Origin of the sequence: Blautia sp. HCP28S3_G10, from assembly GCF_052065235.1 — a bacterium.
GTDB lineage: Bacteria > Bacillota > Clostridia > Lachnospirales > Lachnospiraceae > Blautia_A.
The window spans coordinates 21,813-47,369 of record NZ_JBQHUL010000031.1 but is presented as its reverse complement, the minus strand read 5'-3'; the positions used below and the strand labels follow the sequence as shown (position 1 = coordinate 47,369).

Sequence of the window (25,557 nt, the reverse complement as noted above, 5' to 3'; positions counted from 1 at the left end):
AACAATTCGCAGAAACAGTTACTTTTAAAGTGACTGACACATCTGTAGAAATCCAAAATCGGTGCGAAATAATCTGCCGTATGGGACATCATTTAATTTGCCGGACAACACAAAGAGATAATCGTACATATTTTACCCTGAAAAGTTCACACGATAAAAAAACGGCACACAGACTACTATTTGTCTATGCACCGTTCGTAATTATTCAATCAATTCGCCATCTATATATAACTCAAACTTATCCGGATCCTGCATAATATCATAATCTTTTCCCCATTCAACAGGTTTGTATTCTACTACCATCACCGGATCCTGTCCTTCTATCTCATCCCTCCAGTAATATACACTGATATCCAGACTTGTTGCATAACCGTTGTCCATGGAAAACTTGACGGACTGAAAAGAATTGTCTTTACATTTTTCTATAAGTAGATTTGCTAATTTTTCTTTATCTTCAATCTTGTCTCTATTTGCAACCACAGTCAGGATTTCATCCCGATTGGTTTTTATGCTGCTGATCACATCAGGTTCTCCTTCTTTATGTTTTTGACCACAACCCGAAACCAGGAGCATTGCTACCAATAAATATAACAGCTTTGATTTTTTTAATTTCACTTTACTTATCCTCTCCGTCCTGCCGTTAATGTCTCCATCGCATAGGCGATTACTTCCTCTGGGGTTGGATACTCCCCTTTACAAGCAACCTTATTCCATTCTGCCTGCACATCTGGATTTGGATTATTAAATCCGTCAATAATCGCTTTCTGAATCTCATCATACACCTCTTCAGGCGTAGTGTGGTATTTTTCTGCAACTTTTCCAAAAATATTTTTACCGTTCATTTTACTCCTCCTCTTCTGAATTAGTATTTGTTCTATAGACCTACTATAGCATAGATCATGTAAATACATAATCCCTATTCGACCAACAAATAACGACAAAAACCGCAAAAAAAGAAGGACCTCCGCCCTTCTTAATAAAAGTTTTATTCTGTTAATATCCTGACCGCTTTGATAATTTTTTTCTGCTCTTCTTTCGGAAGTTTCCCGATCATTTCTGATAATTCATTCGTTACTCCTGTTACAGAATGTGCCACAACATCTATCAGAAGTGAATCTGCAGAAACTTCCAGAGCATTTGCTATCGCAACAAATGTATCCAACTTGGCAGCTTTCAAGCCTCGTTCAATCACACTGACGTGTGTCGGACTTAATTCTACCATGGCAGCAAGATCTTCCTGAGTCAGACCTTTTGCTTCTCTTGCCGACTTTATTCTCTGTCCTACAGCTTTCAGATCCATCGCAGCACCTCCTTTAGAACTATTTTTCGGTCTAAAGTTAGTATAACTATGGTCTGTCCTGATATACAGAAGCCGCAAAACAAGTTATCGTTCTACAGAACTAATCACAATTTCTTTCTACAAATTATTTATTACCAACCACACGTACAACCAACACATTCTAACAATCTTCTGCACAATAGCGGTTGATCAGATGATACCAGCTGGAATATCCATTTTTCTGGCAGACTTTCTCGCAGACAGGATTCTCTGTCAATATAGAATACATTTTTTCATAATTGAATTCCCACACATAGCCTTTCAAATGTTTCTCAACAGCTTCTTTATCGGATTGTTTCAGTTTCCATATCAACCGCTGAATCTCACCTTCACGGAGGTTGCCAACATTTCTGCAAATAAATCGGAAGAATTTCAAAGTAGCATACTCATCATGCCATTTCTGTGTTTTATTCCTGGCTTTACTATCTGCCTGCTGTTCCCGGATAATATCATCCGCTACCTTTACCATCGAATCTTCGTATCTCATTCTAATCACCTACTCTTCTTCCACGCCTAATGACGGTTTAAATCTTTTGTTTTTTGCCTGCGGTACAACAATCTCGTAAAAATAAAATCCCAGATACCTCAATGCCTGTTTCTTCATCTTATAAAAGGATGTACGTCCAATCCCAAGTTCCTGCTGGACCTCAACATCAGTTTTATTATAATGGCTGCAAAAACAGGAATGGATGATCTCACTGAGTGTTACTCCGTCCGGAGCATAGTACTTTACCAATGTGATACCTCGGTAAACCATATCAGACAATCCATAAATCACCATCAGGTTATTCATTTCATGTTTCAGTTTTACCACATTCAGCTGTTTTCCATATGCGTCAAGATAACTCAATGCATATGCCATATCCTCATTGATCTTCTCCTGGCATTCCATTTCCAGTTCTTCCAGTACCATCTTATTTTCCAAAATTAATTTCTGGTAATTAACCATCAAAGCTTTTATATCTTCATAATGTCTGTCCATTGTTACTTCCAGATAATCCTGTGCGTGGGTTGCCATCTGGAATGTAATCTCTTTCATTGATTTAATTGCATAATCTCTGTCTGTCATAAATCGTTATTTCTCCTTATCAATAATCACACTAACTGGTAGGTCTTGCAGACCAGTTCGCCTTCCCCATGATTTTGATGGAAAGCAATCTACATTACTCATTGCAGAAGCTATATTCCTAATGGTACTTGTGGGAAATACCGGCTGATCAGAATACAGCTTCTTATGTAAAACCAACGGGATATAAAGGGAAAGTGACTATCACCGCCGGTTAATTTTCTTCTCTTTAATTATGAAACCTTCCTTTCCATGAACCATTTATCTACTTCAAAAAACAAATGACTCTCTTTTCCCTGTACCATACAGGTGTACATCGTTCCTACTCCTCCTGCTTTTCTGCTGGCGCAGCGTTCCACTTTTAGCACTTTGTCAATTTTATATTTTCTGCCGTCTTCCCAGACAAACAAAATCGGAATCAGGCAGCCCTCTTTACTGAACTCCGCTACCACATCAACATATACCTTATTCATGCTGTCACCTCCGCTACAAAATCTCTATTGCTCTTGGTGATGCCGGTATCCTCCGGATGTATCCGCTTTCCTCCAGCTTCTTTATTCTCGTAAAAACTGTTGAGGTTGATGCAATCCCCAATAATTCTCCCAGTTCCCTGACTGTTGGCGGGAATCCATGTTCCTCGGTAAATTTCACGATACACTGATAACTTTCTTCCTGTTTTCTGGTTAATGTCTGTTTCAAATCTATCCCTCCCATTATCCATGAAAATAACTGTGTGGATGAACCGTATGGGTACCAGCGTCCAAGTGGGATAAGACTTTATCCTGGTACATTGCAGCCCGCTGTATACTGAAATATCCAAACCGTCGTCTGATCTCATCTACAGCCCGATCCATCTTTTCTAACTTTTCCCGTTTTTGCTGATTATCAAATAAATCCATCTGTACCGGGATATCCTGCATTACAAGATCAGAACCTCTGACACCAAGGCTGCGTATTGGATGTTCCCATCTGTAATGATTTTTGAATAATTCATATGCCGCTTTTACAATCTCATCCGTAATATTGGTCGGCTGACTGATACGCTTCTGCCGTGTAATGCTGTTCAGCCCATTATCACGGATTGATATTTCCACCACATTACACTTAAACCCATGTTTTCTTAATCTGGCAGAAACACTTTCCGACAATGCCATCAGGATAATCCAAACATCCTGATCCGTTTCCAGATCTCTCGGAGTAGTTGTACTATTCCCGATTGACTTTACCGGAGCTTCATAACCTTCCACGCAAACCGGATCTTCATCATAACCATTTGCAAAGGACCACAATACTAATCCAATTTTTCCGAAATGGCTATCAAGTAACTTTTCATCGGTCTGCGCCAACTGACCTATCGTGTGAATCCCTAATTTTTGTAATTTCTTATTTGTCTGTCTTCCTACATACAGAAGATCTGAAGCAGGAAGCCTCCATGCAATATCCTTATAATTCCCACGATGGAAGTGAGTGATCGCATCGGGCTTTTTGTAATCTGAACCCAGCTTTGCAAAAATCTTATTCCATGAAACGCCAATACTTACTGTAATTCCAAGTTCGTATTTGATCCTTTCACTGATTTGCTGGGCGATCTGCATACCATCTCCTTTTATACTGCTGCTCTCCGTAACATCCAGCCACGCCTCATCAATTCCATATGGTTCAATCTTATCCGTATATTCCGAATAGATTTCCTTTGCCATACCAGAAAATCTGAGATACAGATCCATTCTTGGCGGGACAAAGATAATTTCCGGGCAAACCTGTTTTGCCTGCCAGAGTGCCATCCCGGTTTTTACACCACATTTCTTTGCAATATAATTTGCTGTCAACACTATCCCATGCCTTGCTTCCGGATCACCACCTACGGCAAGGGGTTTTCCTTCAAATTCCGGGTGATGCAACATCTCGACGCTGGCGTAAAAACAATTCATGTCACTATGTAAAATGGTCCTGTCCCTCATCCTGTTATCACCTCCGTACGGCTTTCTTATCATTCCTTGCATGGTAAGTATAATCCGACATTATGGAGATAGTCAACTGACATGTTGGTTGTTTATTCTCCATTTCGGAGATTTATCTTGATTTTATATGTATCTTGTTGTATAATGCCACTATAGAAATCTAACGGAATTTTTATAGAAATGAGGCGAACATATGCGTTCAATCGGCAAGATTATTGCAGAAAACAGAAAAAAGAAACAGCTTTCGCAGACAGAGCTTGCGGAACTACTCTCTCAACAAGGAATAGATGTAACTATTAAAGCTATCTCCAAATGGGAGACCGATGCAAGAGAACCTGGGCTTCACGTTTTTCTGACTCTCTGCAAATTATTGGATATTGAAGATATTTATGATGCTTATTTTGGAAAAAATCCTTATAACGTAATGGACGGGCTGAACCAGGAAGGTAAAGACAAGATTAAAGATTATGCAAAAATTTTAAAAGCTTCCGGTTTATTTGAGCCGACAGTTGCTGACATTATTCCATTCCGCAAAAAAGAGATCTTCATGGATATTTTCGGAGACGCTGTTTCTGCTGGTACCGGAAACTTCCTGACAGATTCGCCGAAAGAATCCTACGAGGTCGGTGATCTGGCTCCGGATACTGCTGACTTCGGAGTCCGGATATCTGGAGACAGTATGGAACCGGAATATCACAATGGTGAAATTGCATGGATCCAGAAAAAAGAAAGTATTGGTAATGGTGAGATTGGAATCTTTTATCTTAACGGCGATGCCTATATCAAAAAGCTCCATGATGAACCGGACGGATTATTCCTGATCTCTCTTAACCCCAAATATAAACCTATTGCAGTTCAGGAATCCGATTCTTTTAAGATATTCGGAAAAGTTGTCGGAAAGTGTGATGCTTCTGACATACCTGGTTTTCAATAACAGGCAAGCAGCCCTGCCATTCAAACCGGCTGTTAAGATAAGAATAAAGATAAAGGAAGTGATTGGATGGCGATCAGTAATATCCTGAAAGATATTCGCATAGAACGAAATCTCATTCAAGAAGACCTTGCAGAAGCAACCGGCTCCTGCAGCCGCACCATCGGCAGAATTGAACGAGGGGAACGAAATCCCTCATTGGAAATGGCAATCCGACTTGCCCATTATCTGGATATGGGTGTGGAAGAAATCTTCAAATTGGACGATGGACCTTCCTGCCAGCAAAAAACCGAGGAGTAAAATCCTCGGTTTTTAAAATATTAGAGCCAACATTAATCTGCTACTTCCTAATCTGCAATTAAATATATTTTCTTGTTATCAAAGCAAATCCGTTCCGTATGATTATATATTTTTATCATGTCCTGCATCTTGTCCATGAATATAGTTGTACCCGGATTACTAAGGGCTGCAAAATGATGGACAACTTTCTTCTCCATACCAGCGGCACTCTTCTTTAAATGTGATCCTCCATCCTGCAAAAGCTCGTCTACAGGTCCTTTCTCAATAATCGGAATACTGCCAATAAGTTTACCGACTGTTTTTCCAGCTGTTCCTACTCCCTTCAACACATTCGATTCCAAAGATGCCTCGCTTAATTTTTCAAGATATCTGGATCCTTTATTAAACAAATCTCTATAAGCATCAGACAATCCTTTAATTTCAGTTTTAACCCCAGAGATATATTCTTCCTTAAAATTTCCACTCAGCATAATCTCCATTAGTGATGCCAGAGAAAATGTATAAAGTGACAGTCTGTAATACTTGAATTTCTTTTCAAGATTGCTGTAAGCCTGGTTCACATTATTTTGCACAACGATATACTGCTTCTTTCCTAAAATCTCCATAATCTTCTTTTGATAAGCATTCATATTTTTTCTTGCTGTTCTCTGAATGTCAATTACCAACTTATGATTACTTGCAACAAAATGCTCGTTGTCCCAATTGAATTTATACTTATTGATAATTCCCATAAGGGTTTCTACATCTGCCTCAATTTCAGATTCTTTTTCAATTTCTAGGAAAGAAAGAATCTGTTTTTGCATTTCCTCAATTTTTCCTAATTCCTGTTCTATACTAAATAACGAAACAGCCATCAGCATTGTAGCCGGATTAAATGCAGCCACCGTCTGTGTTGTTGCGGAAATTGGTCCTGCTGCCTGAAGTTGTGCAAACTTGGAAGCTCCGTCAGCTGTTTTAAACGCACCCCAAAAGTTTCCATTCTTTGCTACTTTCAACACATCCCCAACACCGGCATTTGCAAGCGTATATAATCCATCTGCTGCAATAGTTGTTGTTTGTGTTACTGTATTTAACGCTGGGATAAGCGAAGATACAGCAGCGCCCAATGTTGACAACTCTGTAATCGGCACACTCATTGTATCTTTACTTTCGACCAACGCACGAGTTTCTTGCAAAATATCTTGAGTATTCTCCATCAAAGAATTGGTTTTCTCAACTTTTTGGACTTCATTGATACTTTCAACATTCAATCTTTCACTCATATGGTTACCTCCATGACTGATTATTTCTTCTTAATAGTGCTTGTAATTTTTGCGATGTATTATTCTTTTAACTTAAATCCTCCATCAATCAAATCGTAACTCATATCTAAAAAATCCAAAATCTTTGATTCACTTACCGTCCCGTCAAGCAGAATTGTAATCCAGTGCCGCTTGTTCATATGATACCCTGGCAAGAATCCATAGGTCTGGATAATCATGCTCGTCATTTCCGGATCACATTTAACATCCATTATTTCTACAGTGCTATCACCACTTAATCCCAATTTGGATTTCTCTACATTCATGATCACTGCATACCATTTCCCATTTTTATGTCGAAGCACCGCACTGTCCGGTGAACTCTTCCATAAATATTCCGGTGTTGTTCCGTATTGTTTCTTCACATATTCAAATATTTCTTCTCTATCCAATCTTTTTTCACCTCTGGATATTCATATATCTTGACAATAATCATATCACATTTTTATATACTGTACTACTGGTTAAGCTTCTTAAATTCTTTTGCTTTTCTCCTCTTCCTCTGAATTTATCATTCAGAGGGCAAAACAGCAAGGACAGGAAGTGAGGACGCACTTCCGAAAAACTGGCAATTTAGGGACCCCTACCCCAAATTGAAAAACCACTAATGCAAGTAAGACGAAATATCAGGAAGGAGAATTTTAATGGCTGAAAGAAAGAGAAATAAAGAAATACATTTTTATGTAACGGATGAAGAACGGAAACTCATAAAACAAAAGATGATACTTTCCAAAACCAGAAACATGGGAGCTTATCTTCGCAAAATGGCTATTGATGGCTACATCGTCAATACGGACACGACCCCCATCCGGCAGGTATATGAAGAAATGCATAAAATCGGTGTGAACATTAACCAGATTGCAAAAAAAGTGAATACCACCGGCGATATATACCAGGATGAAATGGAAGAATTGAAAAGGATGGTGAATGAAATATGGCGTATATTAAAATCTTCCCCATTAAAGTAACTGTCAACAAGGCTGTGAACTACATTACAAATCCAGACAAGACGGATGAAAAACTGTTGGTCTCCAGTTTTGCTTGTTCGCCGGAAACTGCCGATATTGAATTTGCACTTACTAGAGAAGAAGGCAAAAAGAATGTTATGGACAAAGGAGACAATCTCGCATTTCATCTCATTCAGTCTTTTAAGCCGGGAGAAGTTGACACCGAAACTGCTCACAGGCTTGGTAAAGAATTTGCTGACAAAGTGCTAAAAGGAAAATATGAATATGTTATCAGTACCCATATTGACAAAAATCATATTCACAACCACATTATTTTTAATGCCACCAGCTTTGTTGACCAACACAAATATGTTTCTAACAAGCGAAGCTATCATAAGATCTGCCAGATCAGCAACCGCATATGTCAGGAAAATGGTCTTGCAACAAGTATGCCTACCGGAGAAAAAGGAAAATGTTATAAAGAGAATATGGAATACCATCGTGGAAACAGCTGGAAAGCAAAATTGAAAGTAGCTGTTGATAAAGCCATATACTCATCCATCAACTATGATGAATTTCTTCAAAAGATGCAACTCGCCGGATATGAAATCCGACAGGGAAAAAATCTTGCCTTCCGAGCACCAGAGCAAGTAAACTTCACAAATTTAAAATCTCTGGGCAGTTACTATTCGGAAGAAAATGTTCTTCGTCGCCTTGAGCAAAACAGGCATAAAGCGAAAGCACCACGAACAGCCTCAAGAGAAGTTCAGCTATTTATCAATATCTCGACTTACGTTTGTACTGGAAACCGTGCCGGTTTTGAACGATGGGCACAGCTGAATAATCTAAAGGAAGCTGCCCTTACCTTCAATTACCTCTCCGAAAACAATCTGCTGAATTATGAGGATTTCCAACGTCATGTTTCGGATATTGATCATGCCCTGGAAGCATCAGAACAACGAATTTCAGAATTAAGCTCTGAAATATCCCATCAGGAAATTATTCAGAAGCACTGTAATTCATACCGTTCCTGCCGAAAAATTATTGAAGACGGTAACAAATCACCTGATCCGAAAAAATATAAATCGGCTCATCGGACAGAATACAAACTGCATGATACCTTAAAACAGCAACTGCAAGACTTGGGTATTACCAAATTACCAGCTCCTGAACGGCTTGAGAATAAAATTACATCTCTGAAAAAAGATTATTCCAGAGTACAGAAAGAAAAGCAGGAATTGGAAAAACAGCAATCTACCCTCAATATCATATCTGAAAATATTGAACACCTACTTTCCAATGGCACACCATATAAAAATGAAATACAGAAAACCGAACATGATTTGTAATCCGGCATTTTGTAAAGAGCCAAGGTCACTACAACCTTGGCTCTTTATTACATTTCATCAAGCAGAAATATTCTCCGATATTTCTTTTTCTGGCTTTCCAGCGGCATCTGAGCACAAAATTCTTCTAACCATTCATCACTGATTTCCACCAATTCTTCTACTGGGAGACCACACTCACCATCGCAAATATCCAAATCATCATCTTTACCTCGTTTCCCGTACTCTACCAGTAACTCTGGAAACATTTCCATAGAAAAATAAACCGAATACTCATTTAATTCCATCGTATTGAAAATATACATAAATTTTTGAAAATCCCCCACACTCATGGGAATTCTCTTTTTGATTTTATCTCTGTATTTGTCTCCACATAAACGAAGAAATTTATTTTCCTGACTCACTATATCCTTTGTTTTTTTCATCTAAGTTATTGACTCCCATTCATTCTTGTATTTGTTTGTTTCACAAATGCGAAGGCAACAATGGCACTACTGATTGCCTTATAAATATTTTCAATTCAAATAATAAGAGACAAAGAGCATTCATGTTCAGTGCATACCTCCTCCATTTTTCAAAAACCTATCCCAATGGCACGCATCATCTTTTCTCTCTTATACTTTATCCCTTCTTCTGTCTTGGACCATCTAAGATATTTCACCGGATGCTTCAACCGGAAAAGAAACAACTTTCGTTCCTTCATAGATTCTTCTCTTGCCAAATCAAATCTAATTTTCGCTATCATTCTTAATGCTTCTTCTGCAGATACTTCTGTATTTCTCTTTTCTTCAATCATTATCATTGTAGTCCTTCCTATCTATAGTATTATTCATACAATTTTAGCTTATAATCATGTCCCTTCCGGAATATGGGTTTGTTTTCATCCTGCATAGAGCATTTCTCAGGATTTCTACAAATTTTCTTTATCATAAAAAGGGTATGTTCTTTTTATCTGCTTTCCATATCAGCTAACCCTTAACAGAATACTAATAACCGGTTCCCACAATGCAATCAACGGAAGTCCTATCATAAAAGTTGATTTTAAAATCTGATAATATAAATCTGATCCTGTACCTTTATATTTTCCATGTCGTTTTTTTGCCTTCTCATCTATAGATTGCACATTGACACGCTCCATGAATTCAGCCCATGCCTTATAATTCATTTCCTGAATCTCATCTTCATATCTCATTAAGAAATGGAACACCAACGGATTTATCTCAATCCATTCATCTTTTTTTGAAAAAGAATAGAAAATCCTTTTTGTATCACCGTATAGGGCACCAACAACATTCTGCTTACATTTCTGTTTTACAGTTTTTACAATATTCCTCTGTTGATTTTTCGTCAGATCTGTAAATTTTGAGTTAGCATCCATACCATATTTATCTGCCACTTCAAGAAGAATCTTTTCCACATAACTAAGACTATCTTCTCCAACTTTTTGATGCAAGTCATATTCAACAACCATCGGCCAGTAAATTTCTGTAAATCGTTGGAATAATCGGTCAAAAGATAATCTAAATCCGTTTTCTACCTCATACATACAATCAAGAATAGATTTCAGAAATACAAATTTATAGCTGGTATCTTTCTTTGATGATATAGAAAATACATTTGTCAATGCATCTCTTATTTCTTCATCCGTATATTTTCCTTTTACAAATGAACCCTCTTTTAACGTTGCACCTGCAATACTTTGTAATGGTGTCGATGATCCATCTATTTCTTCGCTAGGTATAATTACCTCCTTTTTCTTATCTTCAAATTCAGCTTCGATGGATTCAAGATTCAATTTCTTCGCAACATAATAGCGAAGATACTTATCTTTCAATAAATAATTATCATCTTGAAGCTGAACCGTTATTGGTTTATCAAATCTTCCATGCTCTTGATAATATTCTACGGTTTTCTGCACTTTATCAGGACTTGGTTTAGCACTTTTAAAATATCCTGGCAATTTAATTAACTTCATAGGAATTTCTTTAACACCTTCAAACGGAACTGCAACATCCATTATTGAAGGGTTTATTGAATTTGATACAACTGTTTCCTCTCCGCTCTTTCTCTCTGGTTCAGAAAAATCAAAGTTAAACTGTTCGGATTTATCTGATTCCTCTGACAAAAGGATATCACTATCTTGTATAGAAAAGGGTATCTGTTGATAATCGTTGCTTCCATCCATGGTAACATTATCAGTTGTCAACACTTTTTCAGATATAGGTTCATCTAATATACTAACAACACCCGACTTATAATATCGGTTAATGTCATACCACTTCTCTATACCTGAAGAGAACTTGATCTTAATACAAGAAAGAGTTACATCTACAACAATACCATTATCGTTCTCATTGCTATCATAAATCATAGTATTCAGAGTTCGCAATTTGTCTTTCTCTTTATTATCTTTACGAGTTCCTATTTCACAATCAATAAACTTTAATCCTAATTCTCTTGCCACATAATAACGCAAAAACTTATCTTCAAGAACATACTCACCATTTTGACAAGACACTGTAATTGGCTTATCTAGATGACGATTTTTTTTGTAATATTCTATTAATGAATCTACCTTTTCCGTTTGAGGCCTGCTTGCTTTTAGTACCTTGATATAATCGAAAGGTATAGAGCCAACACCTTCAAATTCAAAAACCCTGTTTAATAGGGGCAATGACTTCGGTGGTTCATCTAACTCCCATGGAACTCTACAAACTTTAGCTTCCTTGTCAGATATTATCTGATTATCACTCTTATTCTCATCCATCTCCGGCATATGTTGAACCCCTGTTAATTCAAGATGCTCATTTTTTGAACCGCTTTTATACGTCAAAATTCCGGAATAAGATTTTTTCTTTTGATCTGTTGTAGCCTTTTTCGTCTTTTTCCTGTCATGTCCATCATCATAGTCCTGGACTGTATCATCTACTACAAGAATTAATTCTGACAATGCCCTTGTATAGGCAATATACTTCTCATTTCGAGTCATTTTATTACCCACAACAAAGACTTTATCAAACTCAATACCTTTCACTTCATCTACATACATAACAGCGATATATCCATTATCCATATTATCGCCAATTAATTTTGCAATGTCTTTTGGCAGAATATCAGTATCAATATATTTCTTTTTCTGAACACCTCTAGGCACTAATATTGCAATGCGCTCTGTTGTCACATTCAGATCAGCAAGCTCTTTTTCCAAATCACGGCGTGGTATTTCCCTAACGCTCGGACCGTCCACACCAGTTTGAAGCACATCCATCCCAAAACTACTATTGCAGAATTTTGTAATCTGGTTTGTGTTTCTATAATTTTCGTTCAATGTAAACATTTGTGCTGAAAACTCTTTTTCCAATGCTGTCCAATCTGCAATACCTCTTCCCGGTTTCATCAACTGATTGGTATCCCCAAAAATATTATAGATGACATTTCTCTGATTCAACTCAGATATCAAACGATATTCATTGAGAGCTAGGTCCTGTCCTTCATCAATGCACATAAATTCCAATGTCCCATATACTCTCTTGAAAAATTTCATTGCAAACAAAAGTTGTGCATAAAAATCATATCTATGGTATTTTCCATTGATATTCTTAACATCGTTTTCTTCTTTAAATTTGTGTACCGCCTCATCAAATACCATTTGATATGTTTCAAGAATCCCATACTCACCAACTTTTAAATTTAAGTACTTAATCATTCTTTTTACATCATCTGGATATTGATTCTCCTGAACATCATTATATTTTTCCTCAGCATCACTTATTAATTGGTCAATCTCAGAAAACTCCTGCGAATAATTGATAAACTCTTCCTTCGTATTATTGCACAGTCGAACATCCTCTTGGACACTCTTAATATATTGGGCTACCAACCGCATCCAACTAACAATTTCTTCGTCTGTTTTTTCATCTTGTGGTTCGCTGAAAATCTCTTTTTCTACATCTAATTGTTTTTTTGCCTTGGAGATCACATCTTTTTGCTTCTGAATGTCATTTTCAAGCTGTTCCAATTTTGCACGTTTTCCAAATGGATTGAATGCCTTCTGAACTTTTAGTTGCTCCTCTGTCAAAATCTGCAGCTGATTCTCAAACTCAGAAATAGCATCTTCCTTTTCTTTCATATATGTGGCTATTTTTGCGTACACTCTTGACAATGTTTCTTTCACAATTCCAGATGCGAATTGCTGTGTCTCCGGTATTCTTTTTTCAAGGAATCTCTTACGGGTAATGTGTTTTTCCAATTCTTCCTTTGCAGCATCAACCACCTGATCCTGTCTCTGGACAATTCCGCTCATCATCTCCGCTGCATTTTTCAGCTGAGGAATTACTCTTGAATCATCCTCCAACGATATGATACGTTGTTCCTGACCCATCGCTTCTGTAAGGCTGTTTAAAGCATCAAGGAGCCTATTTCGATCAGCTATTACTTTATCATATGCATCATCAAAATCCTGCCGGAACTGATCAGAATAGATGTAATCCACATAATCCTGTCGAACAAACATTTCCGAAGATGTCTTATTTTCAGGCTTAAACACTTTGTCATATTGCATCAGCATATCAATATAGTATTGCTCTACAGATACTCGGTGTATACTTCCTATTTGTAACCCTTCTGCCAATCCTTTAATATGTAAGCTGAATTGCTCATTCGGTGTCAGAATCATTGCTTTACTTGAAAAATCAAAATAATTATTTCTGTATTTTAAAGCTGATAATCTATGAAGCAATACCATAGTTTTTCCGGAGCCAGCACATCCCTGTACAATAATATTCTTCCGAAAATCTGAATTGACAATCTTATTCTGGTTCTCCTGAATTGTAACAAAGATATCTGTAAGATTATGCTGTCTTTTTCTCAAATTCAGCACTCGTACCAAGAACGGATCCGTGATACCGCTCTTAAATATTACATCTTCATCTGTTCGCAGATTTACATAGCCATACAATGCAGCGTTTTCAATATCGAACTGGCGGGATAACTTGATATTGTAATCTTTCCCATTTCTTTTTACCGATATAGTTTGATAGTTAATAAGTTCATACCCCAGCTCGCTGTTGGCAGATATTACCTTTTTTCCGTTATCTAATACGATATCTGAAGCACCTATGTAAAATGTCTCCGTATCATCATCGCAACTGATATCTACTCGGTAAGAGTACGGTTTATTGATATATCCAGTCAAATCCTCCAATCTTTGACCATACTTTTGTTTACTATGGCTTTTGGCAAAGGACAGATTGCCATCATCATAATCTCCTACTGCATACGGATTAACATAGTCAGAACTATGTTGTATGGACGCAATCTCCCCAGCTATTCCACGTTCAAGATTACCCAAATGCTTCTTTTCAAGATTGAATACTTCCCCAGAAGTAATTTGATAATCGCCATCATCAATATCACTCAATATCGTAACTTCCGGGCGACCAATGGAATAGACTACATTATAATCATCAATATCCATATAATATTTTTGACAATGAGCGCAATAACCTACCACAAAGAGGTAAGACTTTCTCCCTCCTCGTTTCTGATTTACCCATATCATTGCCAATACTTCTTCTGTATCATGCCCTTCCAAAGTACAATATATGGAATCCGTAACAACTACCGTATCTTCCTCGGTTAATTTATAGCAATCCGCAATATGATCATATGCGTACTTTTCTCTCTTTCCATTTTCGATAATATAATCTGGCTTCACTTCTTTCTGAGGCAAGGGTTTCTTTTTCGGCACTTTCTTCGCTATAGATTCATGCTCAATTGCAGGAACACCTATTGTTGCGCACTGATCCTGTAATTCGTCAATATATGCCCGGCGTACCATGATTTTATTACATTTTTCGCATACATATCCGGTAAATGAAACTTTTCTGTCCTTGTAGGATCGACAACATGGTCTCTCATACAATTCAATGCCATGCACTGGACAAATTGGTGCCTCTTCTATCCATAGATCCGGCACATAGACTTTCTCGTCCGTTCCTATTTCATATTCCGACATCTGACTGCGGAGATAATGGTTCGTCAAGTCAAGATTATAAAATGTATGTGCGACACCTTTGTCAACTAACACATCATGGATATATGACATATTCTCTTCGTACATGAAAATACGGTGACATTCTTCGCAGGTATATACATACATACTATACATACCATTTTGAGTATACTTAATCTGCCATTTTTTCAGCGGTGTATGATGCAGGGGACATTTTTCCACATTATTCTTAAGAGCAAGAGCTTCTAATGGCTCCATATTGTTTTGGATTATGTAGGCAAAACTTTGTCCCTCATAAGAATTATGACTAATTTGAGAGAAATCATATTCTTCACCTATTTCCTCTTCTGCTTCTTCTGATTCCTCAGATTCTTCCTGCGCTATATTTACAGCCGCCTCATTATCCGCACTATCCACTATATCAGGTATTTCATTTTCCGAATCTGAATACAGATAGTCTTCCTTACCCTCTTCTTCAGGTAATTTAAACCCCAATGCCTCTGCTAAATCATATCTGTTTCCCAAAATAGCAACTTTTCCGGCATAATCTAAGGATTTAAAATAATTTTTGAATCTTACAGGGATATTATTTGCATCCATAGCATCAATATCACTCTGTTTATAAAAATTTAGTGCCATATCATTTCCTACTCTTCCTCAGAGAATATTTTTAATGCTTCTTTCAACGCCATAAAATGACGTGGTGTATAAGCTATCACTTGTGGTTCGCCCATGGGCAATTCAATGTGAATATCCAATGGTTCTTCTGATCCCGGTTCAACTTCCATATGCATTACCTGATCGTATATTGTAGATATCTTCTTAGAACTGTAATTATAAAGAGCAGCACAGTTTGGACACAGGCATAAAGAATTCCATCCTAATCGGCTACTATTCTCTAATCTTGCTGGCAATTTACTAAATTTTATGATATTAATAGCCTCAAAATAATGTTCACCATTGTATTTATTTATCTGTGTTAAGCAGATCTGACAGTGTCCACCATATTGTTCCTCAAGGAAAACACGTTCTTCTTTATTACTGGATCTACTGGTAAAAGATAACCCCTTTGCCACACTGGTTAAATGGTCCAACGATTCTGCAAGTTCTTTATCTAGATTTTTCTCTCTTCTCTCCTTACCTTTTTCAGAAATCGGACTAATATCTAGCCCTTCATCTCTTTTACCCGGCTCTTTCTGAGAGACATCACCGTTTTCAATTAAATCTTTGGCTGATTTTGCTTTGTTTTTCTTTGCTTCACTCTGAGCTTCACTCTTAGCCATAGCTTTTGCTACTTTTGCCAATTGTTCCGGTGATGACAAGTAATGCTTGATAAGATCCAGATCACCTTTATCATCAATATTTTCTTCCAGCCATTCCGTCAGTGCACTTTTTACCTCTTTGAAAGGCAGAATACTAATCAGACGTTTTGCCGATTTATAATCTGGAAGAAGGTCTTCCTTATCGACCTCTAAAGGACTATGCGGATGCGGATCACCATTTGTATAAATCCATTTTTCATAACAAAGCTGCAATCCAAGCATAGAATATGCCATCATGCTATCCACATTTTTCCCACTGAAATGCTGATCATCGGCAGCAACCAACTCGCCCTGAATATCAAAGTTCATTGCATTTGGATTAAGAAATCTTGCAATTGCCAATGATTTATCCTTTGTCATATTTGCAAAAATTTGTGGAAATCCTTCGTAATTAAACGACCAATTCAATTTACGAGAAATATATGTCTTCTGGAAGATACCTATTCTCAGATCCATTTCTGCCTGTGGACCGGCATATTTTCTTACCATTTTCAGATAATCGTCTTTAGAGGTCTCTACAACTCTTATACTGGCATTACAGCCAATTTTCTTAAAAAAATCCTCATCAAGTTTTAAACTGTATAAGGAACCACTAAAATAGTCATCCGAAAGATATTTTATATTCACTATCCCTTTCACTAAGGAATATCCACTTCTCACGTCCGTACTACGAATATAAAGCTCTTCCGGTTTATACCAGGCATGACCATCTGTGACAATATATTTTTCCCGTACCCGTTCCAGCACATTTGGATTTGTATAAATTGCATCTTTGATTATTTTTAAATCTTCAATGTTCTCCCTTATATGATTTGATGTATTAAACTGAACCTTTGCTGTTTCATATTTCGGCAGTACATTTTCTATGGTTTCCTGCTCAATATTATATTCTGGAATGTTAAGTGCTCTACGATAAAAGCTCTTAATATGTTCGCTGGATAAAAACGTACTCTCAATTCTATATCTGGCAATATCGGGATTGTTCAGATATACTTGCAATTTTCCTTCTTCATCCCTTGCACAAATCTGCTCCCCAGAAGCAGTTCTTACGAACGGAATCTTTGATACATCTATGTAATGGCTGTCATAAGTTATTTTTTTTATGCAATAGTTTTCAATTCTTGCCATCAAGCTTTCTGTCCAGGACAATGATTTTTGTCTTAGAAAGAAAGCATCCATAGGAAGAACCAGATCTTTCCAATCTAAAATTTCCAGTTTGAAATTATTGTTAAGGAAATTTTTAAGATCACGGTATGCCTCTGTAGCAATCTCCTTTGCTAACCAACTTAATTTTCTATTTCTTCTGAGGGTTCTTAAATCCTCATCATTAAATATATCAACAATAACTCCCCAAAGAGGTACACAAATTTCGTTAATTCTTTTGAATACACCAGGTGTATTTGTTGGAAGTATTTCCTCTTCCCGGATAATGTCTATACTATTTTTATAAATACCATACAGAACATCATCTTCTTCATATTCATATATCGGAAATACTGTATTAAATCCTGATACCGACAGATACTGATGATTTTTCATCCATCGGAAAGCAAACCAGATCAATTTTCCAATCGCATCAATCAAATGAATATTGTGTTTCCCATATTCAGCACCTTCTTTGAAATTATCACGGGCAGGTGTCGTATCAAATGGAGCATGAATATAAAAGTTTTGATGTGCTTCCTTTGCAGTCGGAAAAAAGGCATATATCTTACTGTTTTTTACTGCTTGTAGTTCTTTCCCATCAACCTTAAATATGATAGCAGTTGCTTCAGGTTCTGCGTCTGTAAAAAACAGATAATCTGCATCCCGTTCACCAGTCTTTTTTGTCACCTTATCGGAAATAGTAGTCTGTATACTAAGACCAAAAACATTGTCCCTATACTGTCCTTTATCTAACGGATATTTTTGTTTATTGATCTGTATTACTTTCGGATACCCTTCAATTTCAATTGAAATATCTCCTATATTATTGAGCATTAAAATACTTTCTGCAGTGATCTTCTTTATCAAAGCATCCTTGATTTCCTGATATGCAATTTCTGCAGGAACCTCCGGTTTATCAAAAGGAAGAATCATACAGGTCACTTTATAATCTAAGCCTGGTTTTGCAGTCACTTCCTGTGGGAAAAGCTGATTCTTGATTACAAAATGATATTCCCCTGAATAAATAAAAGGCTGCTCTGTATAACAATAGACGGATTTGAAACCAATTCCAAAATGTCCAATACGGGTACCATCTTCTTTTGTTCCATTAGCAATACCACAGACACCTTCTATATCCTTTTCGTTGAACGGACGACCATTATGTAAAATAATAAGCTGGTCTTTTTCCAAATGAAATTTTATGTATGTTGCTCCCGCATCTTCCGCATTTTGCAGGATTTCATAAATAAAATGCGTTCTGTCACTATATTGGTTAATAATAATTTTCAGTATTTTTTCAGCCTCTGTACCATACTTGGTTCGATTATCAGCACTGATTTTTTTATATAATGACATGTTTTATCCCCCTGTTCCTTTGATTACAATACGTCTATTCGCAAACACCACATGATTCAATGAATGGTTTTAAATAATGTATCAACTTTCTTGTATCCTCCTCTTCAAAACCAAGTTCACTCCTTGCAATAGATATCACTCGTTCTTCATCTTTCAGTCCATTCTCAATTAAAATGTCTACAGCTCCAATATCAAAAAAGAGTTTTAATTTTCTACGGTCATTGACTTGCTCTGGGGCTAAATCAGAAATGAGTCCCAACAACTGTTTGGGTGAATTTATCAATTCTTTACCATAAACATCTGCTATGTGTTTCATGACCTCTGTAAATGATTGATTTGGTGATGTGGCAGATAATGGTTCTACTACAAGTAAGCCATAGGCTAATTGTTCAAACAAAATATCTGCTGATCTTTTCGCCTCTTCCAACTGCATCATATGAATATCTAAATCTTCCTGTGCTATACGAATTTTTCCGGTCATCATCTGGACATAGTTTTTCTTATCTGAATTATTCCGCAGAGCATCTTCCAGTGTTTTCATACGTGCAGCATGACTGGTACGCAAACTTGCTTCTTTATACCCAATCATTTCTGTCGTTTTTTCCTTATGCTCGTTTAATGCCGCCGACCAAAAACTGTGATGTGTTGCTTCCACTGATTTCCATGCGTCTTCTTTCACATCCATAGCATAATTTATTCCATAACTCTGTTTCAATAATTCAAACAGAATACGGTTTAAATTTGTATTGGCTGAAATGGTTGTCATCTGCACATCTTCTCTTTCACCGGAAAGTTTCCATTGATATACAGCAAAAGGATATTCTCCAGCCGCAAATTTATCGGATTTCACACGCAGCGTTGTGACTACTTTTCCTTTACTTTGCAGATAATCTGCCGCCAATTTTACTAATGGATGTGTAATTGACAAAAGAGTGGCATTGGGATTTTCCTTCCAACATTTACTCTCAAAGGTAATGTCTAACATCTGTTCCCCAGATTCAAGCCATTTTCTCCATGACTTGTTCACTTCATTACGTGGCAATTTTGCCTGTTTAAAATCGTCCAGGAGTACAAATCTTGCTTCCTGTGACAACCTGAGCTTCTTTAAATCCTTTGTTCCAATAATATATTCTTTTTCTGCATCTAAACGCTGCTTCAAGTAACAGTACACTAGATTCTGAATGTTATCAGCTGACAGCCAATAATTCGTTGCATTCTTCAGCTCTGTATCAAATGCAGACTGCGGAACATGGATTCCAAAGAGATCTCGCTGCTTCTCCTCTAATTCCTCTTGCTCTTTAATAAAACGGATCTTATTATCTGTCATCTGCTGCAGCTTTTCACGCCGTTCTTCATCTGTTAAGTCAAAATTCTCCACTAATTTTCGGATTTCACTTGTCACTTCTCCAAGAATGTCTTCACAATCCCCGACCGAATTATGAAACACACCGATTCTCAGCAAACAGCGATCATATATATCAGCATCCACTGTACCCGGTGTGACCATATTGTAAATTGCAACACTTTCACTGGTCTGACCGTTTCGATCAATACGACCAATACGCTGCTCAACTTTCATTGGATTCCACGGAAGGTCATAGTTTATCATGCAATCACAAAACTGGTAGTCTAAACCTTCGCATCCAACTTCGGAGAAAAGTAAAATATCCAATGCTTCTTCGCTATCCACAGGTGTAACATTTTGGTCAAAACGTTTTCTGAGTGCACGTCTTTCTTCATCGTCAACATCTCCGTGAATCATTCCTACCCGTAGACCTTCTGCCAATAATTTTCTATAAAGATAGGTCAGTGTATGCCGGAAACTGCTAAATATCATGATTTTATTCTTAGGTTCTGTCTGTTTCTTTCTCACAATTTCCATCAATGCATCGAATTTCGGATCCTCTTCCGGAAGGTTTTCCGCAATATGTAATATCTCTTCAATCCGCTCACTAAATGATGCAAAAGATTTATCTTGACCAATTGCTCTAAGGTCAATAACATCGTCATCATTATCCGATATTTCCCATAAATGTCGGCAAAGAATACTTCGTAACATAGGCACAAGCCCAAACAAACAGCTGGCTGTTTGACGGCGTATGGTTGTCATCATAAACTTTGTATTATCCATACAATGAATCGTCGAGAATATATCATGGATGACTTCCAGAATTTTATCATGAAGTTCTCGCTGCTCCGGAGTAAAATCTACCGTCACCGTATATGGTTTACGAATCGTAAACTCCCCAATATCCCGTCTTCTGGTTCTACTGATCATATTTGAAAACGTATGCATATTTTCAATATCAGAGATCAGCTGTACTCTATCTTCTAGAGATACTTCTTTTTGCTCAAGAGTTCCAAGAATCGTTTTCATTGTCGGATTATCAACGAATACCTTTTTCCCCCAATCTGTATTACAGGCGAGTTCCATTTGTTCGTGTGCTTTTTCTTGCCAACCATCTTTATAACCTCTTACAATTGTCGATGCCATATTGATATATTGGTTAGGTTCTGCCATATCATGAAAAGTCTTGCGATCAATAATCAGATCTGGTCGCAAAAGGTTCAGTAAAACAAATAAATCGTCGTATTGAAGCTGCACAGGTGTTGCTGTCAATAAAACAACAGCTTCTGCTGCATCACAAAAACGACTCACTGCCCGATAGCCATAAGTCGCTGTATTACGAATGTGATGCGCCTCATCGACGATTACTAAATCAAATTTCGGAGGGTCCACCTCCATTAATCCTTTATGTTTCTTATTTCCAAAGACATTTCCTTCATCGAATAAAGAATATGGAACCACCGCCTTTTTATATTTCTCCGGCCATTCCCCTTCCATATCCAATTCATGGATACAATGACGCAAAAGATCCCCATCTAAAGCAGTAAACTCTTCACCAAACCGCTTCATCTCTGTTTCCCATTTACGTTCCGTAACCAAAGGACGAGGACATATAATCAACACGGAATCCAGATTTCTTCTTGCCTGCAATTCACGTAAGATTAAGCCTGCTTCAATCGTTTTTCCGACACCGACACCATCTGCAATTAACAGTCTTGGTCTATCTGAACGAATAAATTTTAATACAGGGCGAAACTGATGAGGAATAAAATCAATTTGAGCTGTATTAAGGGAATACAGTGACGAAATAGAGGGATTACGAATTAAAGACGCAGTAAGACCAGCGTGAAAACGCTCTGCATCTATGATCTCCAATTCATCTTGAACCTCTTGTGCCTCTATCTGGGACTCATAGTAAGTTTGCAATCCTGCCGTCGTAAATACCTGATAACGTGTTTCAGGATATCCTTCCATAATGCTAACGATTGCACCCGTTGTATTTTTATCTGATTTTAAAACAATAACTTGTCCTTGTACAAATTTACTCATATGACTTCTTCTCTCTTTAGTGTACCCATAATCTCAGTGTATTGGTATCTCTTCCCAAAGCACTGCTGACCGATAAATTATCTTGATTATCTGTGTAATATTCCTGGATTGCCTCACTTGCCGTTTTAACAAGTTCCATATATATATTTGACACTTTAATCCGACCGCCAAATCTAATATAAATTAGCCGTTCCCCGTGTTTTATTTTCCTTTTTACATATTCACATGCCTGTTTTTTTGATGAAAACACTGCTTTATTCAATGTATAATAATTCATCTTTTCCGAAAGACATACTGGCAATTTCATCCCCGCATCCAGCACATGATTTCCTTTTATCATAGCATCACTGACATTTAGCCAATCGTATGCCACGTTTCCATTTGTGGTGTGACCAATATTAAATGTGATATCCACATGATATGGAACACCGTCCTGCTTGATAATATTCCATGCATGTAAGCTCCTTGTTCCATCACTTAACGTTGCCGTTCCATCAACGACAATACACTTCACATCTACCGCATTTAATAATACTTTAACTGCTTTTGCAATTCCTTCACATTGTGCCCTCTGCTTGGCAAATACCCCAAGAATCGTGTGTGCCATAATCACACGTTTCACATCTGCCAAATCAGCCCCGGCATCATCGTACTCTATGTTTTTACAGAAATACTCATTCACTTTTAAGACCTTTTCGTAGTCTGAGCCTTCTGTCAATCGTAAATCAGCAATCAGCTGATTAACTGCCTGCTGAATTTTTATGTTATGTTCTAATACCTGATCTTCTTTAAAATAATATTGTGGGCAAAAAGCTATATTCCCAAACTGATCCTGCGCAATATTCATGACTGAATGATTGCAGTAATAAAAAAGCGGATTATCTGCAGTCACTGCATGAAAGATTCGATTTACAGATTCCTGTGGAAGACCAGATACCATTATGGGAATCAAGCTTTTATGCTGCTTGATTCCCGCATAAACAGTCTGATATACCTGTTTCTCTACATCGTTTAAACATTGATAATAATATCGATCAGCGATCATCCGAGATCACCTCCGGATGAAATACCTTCGCCTTCATAGTCAGAAATTGTGCCTGTCATTCCGCACCAATCACATGTAAAAGTATTTCCTACTACAATATTGCAGCTTAGCTTATGACAATCCCCGCAAACAACAAAAGTCCGACGACCACAATATGGGCATCCCGGATATTCTTCATCCGGATGAATCATCCCGACCATAGTGGTGGTATCATAGCCTTCTCTTCGTGCAACGTCTTCTTTAATCGGAAAAGCCCAGGTATATTTCCAGCCATCCCCATCTTTCTCAAAACGTACACCATATAATTTTTTAGATTCTTTGCACTTACATATTGCAATCTTTGCCTCTGGCGTGTTTGAAGCTCTGCCAGTCAACTCACTTGTTTCTTTCAACAGACCTTTCACCTCTAATCTTTTTATTCCTCAGCCGGAACCTCTTTTTCTTTCTCACAATTCATTGGATCTGCATCAAGATACGCCATAACAACCGTGATGTCATCTCCACACCCCAATTCACTGGTCTCCGTCAGCCATTTTCCAAGATTAGCACATACTGTATCAAATCCATGAATTCGGATAAGTTCAAAATACTCACGACAGGTTTTTGCAAAATCTGCTTCGGTAAGATAACTATTGGCAAATCCATCTGTAGAAATCAGATACAAGTATGGAACACCTTCTGATACATCTCTCCGACGTATTACAGATACTGCCTTTCTCCAGGCATCCACTTTGGATAATGAGTGAGTTTCTGTTCCAAGGATTTTCTCTGTTTCTACAACGGACGATACACCACTCTCATCCACCAATTGGATATCTCCATCTCCTAACTGGAATGCGAATATATATGTCGGTGTAATCAATAATCCCAAAAGAGTGGTCCCGTATAATCTGTACACAGACTTCCAATCCGTTTTACCATCGTCTCCTAATGGTTTTTCTGCTTTACTGTCATTGAATGATTTGCGAACTCTACGCTGCCATTCATCACAAATATTCTGTGCAAATCTCAACTCACCTTCACGGTTAAGCCAGGTAATAAGGCTTTCTGTGTCATCGGAATAATTATTGATATAGTCCTTCATTACCTTGCAGAATACATTTACTGCGATCATTGATCCATTCTTACTTTTGGGACATTTCTCACTTCCATGACCATCTGCAACAGCAATGATGGATATATCATCAGAAACCTTTTCTATTTTGTAACTATCTTGAAGAGGGGCACCATTACGCACGTGAGTAGCACCTTTTACGCTCTCACCATAAAGTAAATGCTTCATGCAAGCACCTCCTACCATACATCTCCCGCACCAATATCACTAGGATCAGGAATCTTACTCATATCAAGTACAAGTGGTGCACCATTCGGTGTCGCAAATGGATCATCAGCTGGTACACTATTACCTGACGGATTTCCGCTTGGAATATTGTCTCCAGCAGGAGCGGACGCTGGAGAATTCATTGGTCTGCTCGCAGGTGCAGATACCATAGATGCTGTAGTGGACGCCCACTTGATCATCTTTGTAAGTGCTGCAGCATTATTCGCCTGAAGCACAAGTTCCCTATTTCCCGTGAACTCGATCAATACATCATCATCCGCATCCTGACCAATGGAAATAGCTATCTTAACTGCCTTTCTAAACCAAGGCATTTTCTTCAATTCCTCTAATCCTTTTTTATAATTATCGGTTGGCTGTCCATCTGATAACAATACAAGAACCGGCGGAAGTGCTCTTGCAGGCATAGGTGGAATAGAAAGCTGTGCAGCAAGCAACTCAAATGCTTTTCCAAGATCTGTAACCCCATTGGCATCCAGATCTTCCCAAGCATAATCTTCAACCGGGACTGGATTTGTTGTCAGCCAGGTTGCTCCTGTAGAAAAGCTGAGTGTACGAATCAAAAGTTGTGCATTTGGATTATTCTCAGCTGCAGAAGCCATTTCCGGAATGCATGTCTGTATTGCATTGTTGACTGTTCCAATCTTTTCTCCGTACATAGATCCAGAGCAATCTACAATCCAAAAGAAATGCAACGGTCTGCTTGCTAATTCTCCACCTGGTCTTCTTAATTCTTCCATTTTTTGTA

The 25,557-nt window shown here is 37.7% G+C and carries 23 protein-coding genes; 4 read left to right on the top strand and 19 right to left on the bottom strand.

Annotated elements, in window-relative coordinates; translation table 11 throughout:
- Window positions 1-201: 201 nt before the first annotated feature.
- The 8 genes from ACTNB8_RS12380 to dinB all read right to left on the bottom strand — a co-directional run bounded on the left by ACTNB8_RS12380 (window position 202) and on the right by dinB (window position 4,366).
- A complete protein-coding gene (locus ACTNB8_RS12380) occupies window positions 202-615 on the bottom strand; it encodes a hypothetical protein (RefSeq protein WP_441055127.1) in 414 nt (137 codons plus the stop codon).
- A 5-nt stretch (window positions 616-620) separates the two neighbouring features.
- Window positions 621-911: a sporulation initiation factor Spo0A C-terminal domain-containing protein gene (locus ACTNB8_RS12375; protein ID WP_441055125.1), complete on the bottom strand. Its 291-nt coding sequence runs from the start codon at window positions 909-911 to the stop codon at window positions 621-623.
- Between the two features lie 74 nt (window positions 912-985).
- A complete protein-coding gene (locus tag ACTNB8_RS12370; RefSeq protein ID WP_441055123.1) occupies window positions 986-1,300 on the bottom strand; it encodes a helix-turn-helix domain-containing protein in 315 nt (104 codons plus the stop codon).
- A gap of 160 nt (window positions 1,301-1,460) precedes the next feature.
- The gene (locus ACTNB8_RS12365; RefSeq protein WP_441055121.1) at window positions 1,461-1,826 is read right to left on the bottom strand and encodes a hypothetical protein; all 366 of its coding nucleotides are present in this window, start codon (window positions 1,824-1,826) and stop codon (window positions 1,461-1,463) included.
- A 9-nt stretch (window positions 1,827-1,835) separates the two neighbouring features.
- Entirely contained in the window at window positions 1,836-2,408 is a 573-nt protein-coding gene (locus ACTNB8_RS12360; RefSeq protein ID WP_441055119.1) for a hypothetical protein, read from the bottom strand.
- 230 nt (window positions 2,409-2,638) lie between these two features.
- Window positions 2,639-2,878 (bottom strand): hypothetical protein, encoded by a 240-nt coding sequence (locus ACTNB8_RS12355; protein ID WP_441055117.1) that lies wholly within the window; start codon window positions 2,876-2,878, stop codon window positions 2,639-2,641.
- Window positions 2,879-2,891: 13 nt separating this feature from the next.
- A complete protein-coding gene (locus ACTNB8_RS12350) occupies window positions 2,892-3,104 on the bottom strand; it encodes a LexA family protein (RefSeq protein WP_441055115.1) in 213 nt (70 codons plus the stop codon).
- Between the two features lie 14 nt (window positions 3,105-3,118).
- Window positions 3,119-4,366 carry a DNA polymerase IV gene (gene dinB / locus ACTNB8_RS12345; RefSeq protein WP_441055113.1) on the bottom strand — a complete coding sequence of 416 codons (1,248 nt, stop codon included), beginning with the start codon at window positions 4,364-4,366 and terminating at the stop codon, window positions 3,119-3,121.
- A 193-nt stretch (window positions 4,367-4,559) separates the two neighbouring features.
- Between dinB and ACTNB8_RS12340 the strand changes: the two genes are divergently transcribed.
- Entirely contained in the window at window positions 4,560-5,300 is a 741-nt protein-coding gene (locus tag ACTNB8_RS12340; RefSeq protein ID WP_441055111.1) for a helix-turn-helix domain-containing protein, read from the top strand.
- 66 nt (window positions 5,301-5,366) lie between these two features.
- A complete protein-coding gene (locus ACTNB8_RS12335) occupies window positions 5,367-5,597 on the top strand; it encodes a helix-turn-helix transcriptional regulator (protein WP_441055109.1) in 231 nt (76 codons plus the stop codon).
- A gap of 47 nt (window positions 5,598-5,644) precedes the next feature.
- Here the strand turns inward: ACTNB8_RS12335 and ACTNB8_RS12330 are convergent, their stop codons facing one another.
- Window positions 5,645-6,859, bottom strand: a complete 1,215-nt coding sequence (locus ACTNB8_RS12330; protein WP_441055107.1) for a hypothetical protein — start codon at window positions 6,857-6,859, stop codon at window positions 5,645-5,647.
- 59 nt (window positions 6,860-6,918) lie between these two features.
- Window positions 6,919-7,290 carry an MmcQ/YjbR family DNA-binding protein gene (locus ACTNB8_RS12325; RefSeq protein ID WP_441055105.1) on the bottom strand — a complete coding sequence of 124 codons (372 nt, stop codon included), beginning with the start codon at window positions 7,288-7,290 and terminating at the stop codon, window positions 6,919-6,921.
- Between the two features lie 252 nt (window positions 7,291-7,542).
- Here ACTNB8_RS12325 and ACTNB8_RS12320 point away from each other — a divergent pair, with 252 nt between their 5' ends.
- A complete protein-coding gene (locus ACTNB8_RS12320) occupies window positions 7,543-7,866 on the top strand; it encodes a MobC family plasmid mobilization relaxosome protein (protein ID WP_441055103.1) in 324 nt (107 codons plus the stop codon).
- On the top strand, window positions 7,833-9,194 hold the full coding sequence (locus ACTNB8_RS12315; RefSeq protein WP_441055101.1) for a relaxase/mobilization nuclease domain-containing protein: 1,362 nt from the start codon (window positions 7,833-7,835) through the stop codon (window positions 9,192-9,194). The genes ACTNB8_RS12320 and ACTNB8_RS12315 overlap by 34 nt, the downstream gene beginning before the upstream one ends.
- Before the next feature lie 47 nt (window positions 9,195-9,241).
- On the opposite strand, the gene ACTNB8_RS12310 is transcribed toward ACTNB8_RS12315, so the two are convergent.
- The 9 genes from ACTNB8_RS12310 to ACTNB8_RS12270 form a co-directional block, all read right to left on the bottom strand.
- Window positions 9,242-9,616, bottom strand: a complete 375-nt coding sequence (locus ACTNB8_RS12310; RefSeq protein ID WP_441055099.1) for a hypothetical protein — start codon at window positions 9,614-9,616, stop codon at window positions 9,242-9,244.
- Between the two features lie 149 nt (window positions 9,617-9,765).
- Complete coding sequence (locus ACTNB8_RS12305; protein WP_441055097.1) at window positions 9,766-9,993, bottom strand: hypothetical protein; 228 nt, start codon at window positions 9,991-9,993, stop codon at window positions 9,766-9,768.
- 162 nt (window positions 9,994-10,155) lie between these two features.
- Window positions 10,156-15,843, bottom strand: a complete 5,688-nt coding sequence (locus ACTNB8_RS12300) for a hypothetical protein (RefSeq protein ID WP_441055095.1) — start codon at window positions 15,841-15,843, stop codon at window positions 10,156-10,158.
- An 8-nt stretch (window positions 15,844-15,851) separates the two neighbouring features.
- Complete coding sequence (locus tag ACTNB8_RS12295) at window positions 15,852-19,028, bottom strand: sacsin N-terminal ATP-binding-like domain-containing protein (protein WP_441055093.1); 3,177 nt, start codon at window positions 19,026-19,028, stop codon at window positions 15,852-15,854.
- Between the two features lie 34 nt (window positions 19,029-19,062).
- Window positions 19,063-22,425, bottom strand: a complete 3,363-nt coding sequence (locus tag ACTNB8_RS12290) for a DEAD/DEAH box helicase (RefSeq protein ID WP_441055091.1) — start codon at window positions 22,423-22,425, stop codon at window positions 19,063-19,065.
- A gap of 16 nt (window positions 22,426-22,441) precedes the next feature.
- Window positions 22,442-23,272, bottom strand: a complete 831-nt coding sequence (locus ACTNB8_RS12285; protein ID WP_441055089.1) for a transglutaminase domain-containing protein — start codon at window positions 23,270-23,272, stop codon at window positions 22,442-22,444.
- A gap of 194 nt (window positions 23,273-23,466) precedes the next feature.
- Entirely contained in the window at window positions 23,467-23,862 is a 396-nt protein-coding gene (locus ACTNB8_RS12280; protein WP_441055087.1) for a hypothetical protein, read from the bottom strand.
- Between the two features lie 23 nt (window positions 23,863-23,885).
- On the bottom strand, window positions 23,886-24,752 hold the full coding sequence (locus ACTNB8_RS12275; protein ID WP_441055085.1) for a protein phosphatase 2C domain-containing protein: 867 nt from the start codon (window positions 24,750-24,752) through the stop codon (window positions 23,886-23,888).
- A gap of 11 nt (window positions 24,753-24,763) precedes the next feature.
- The gene (locus ACTNB8_RS12270) at window positions 24,764-25,549 is read right to left on the bottom strand and encodes a vWA domain-containing protein (protein ID WP_441055083.1); all 786 of its coding nucleotides are present in this window, start codon (window positions 25,547-25,549) and stop codon (window positions 24,764-24,766) included.
- Between the last annotated feature and the right edge of the window lie 8 nt (window positions 25,550-25,557).

Coding starts and splice junctions, on each gene's coding strand:
- ACTNB8_RS12315 (WP_441055101.1), top strand. CDS start 7,833: ATGGCGTATATTAAAATCTTCCCCATTAAAGTAACTGTCAACAAGGCT.
- ACTNB8_RS12330 (WP_441055107.1), bottom strand. CDS start 6,859: ATGAGTGAAAGATTGAATGTTGAAAGTATCAATGAAGTCCAAAAAGTT.
- dinB (WP_441055113.1), bottom strand. CDS start 4,366: ATGAGGGACAGGACCATTTTACATAGTGACATGAATTGTTTTTACGCC.
- ACTNB8_RS12360 (WP_441055119.1), bottom strand. CDS start 2,408: ATGACAGACAGAGATTATGCAATTAAATCAATGAAAGAGATTACATTC.
- ACTNB8_RS12320 (WP_441055103.1), top strand. CDS start 7,543: ATGGCTGAAAGAAAGAGAAATAAAGAAATACATTTTTATGTAACGGAT.
- ACTNB8_RS12270 (WP_441055083.1), bottom strand. CDS start 25,549: ATGGAAGAATTAAGAAGACCAGGTGGAGAATTAGCAAGCAGACCGTTG.
- ACTNB8_RS12285 (WP_441055089.1), bottom strand. CDS start 23,272: ATGAATATTGCGCAGGATCAGTTTGGGAATATAGCTTTTTGCCCACAA.
- ACTNB8_RS12305 (WP_441055097.1), bottom strand. CDS start 9,993: ATGATAATGATTGAAGAAAAGAGAAATACAGAAGTATCTGCAGAAGAA.
- ACTNB8_RS12310 (WP_441055099.1), bottom strand. CDS start 9,616: ATGAAAAAAACAAAGGATATAGTGAGTCAGGAAAATAAATTTCTTCGT.
- ACTNB8_RS12275 (WP_441055085.1), bottom strand. CDS start 24,752: ATGAAGCATTTACTTTATGGTGAGAGCGTAAAAGGTGCTACTCACGTG.
- ACTNB8_RS12300 (WP_441055095.1), bottom strand. CDS start 15,843: ATGGCACTAAATTTTTATAAACAGAGTGATATTGATGCTATGGATGCA.
- ACTNB8_RS12290 (WP_441055091.1), bottom strand. CDS start 22,425: ATGAGTAAATTTGTACAAGGACAAGTTATTGTTTTAAAATCAGATAAA.
- ACTNB8_RS12295 (WP_441055093.1), bottom strand. CDS start 19,028: ATGTCATTATATAAAAAAATCAGTGCTGATAATCGAACCAAGTATGGT.
- ACTNB8_RS12375 (WP_441055125.1), bottom strand. CDS start 911: ATGTATTTACATGATCTATGCTATAGTAGGTCTATAGAACAAATACTA.
- ACTNB8_RS12355 (WP_441055117.1), bottom strand. CDS start 2,878: ATGAATAAGGTATATGTTGATGTGGTAGCGGAGTTCAGTAAAGAGGGC.
- ACTNB8_RS12370 (WP_441055123.1), bottom strand. CDS start 1,300: ATGGATCTGAAAGCTGTAGGACAGAGAATAAAGTCGGCAAGAGAAGCA.
- ACTNB8_RS12335 (WP_441055109.1), top strand. CDS start 5,367: ATGGCGATCAGTAATATCCTGAAAGATATTCGCATAGAACGAAATCTC.
- ACTNB8_RS12340 (WP_441055111.1), top strand. CDS start 4,560: ATGCGTTCAATCGGCAAGATTATTGCAGAAAACAGAAAAAAGAAACAG.
- ACTNB8_RS12365 (WP_441055121.1), bottom strand. CDS start 1,826: ATGAGATACGAAGATTCGATGGTAAAGGTAGCGGATGATATTATCCGG.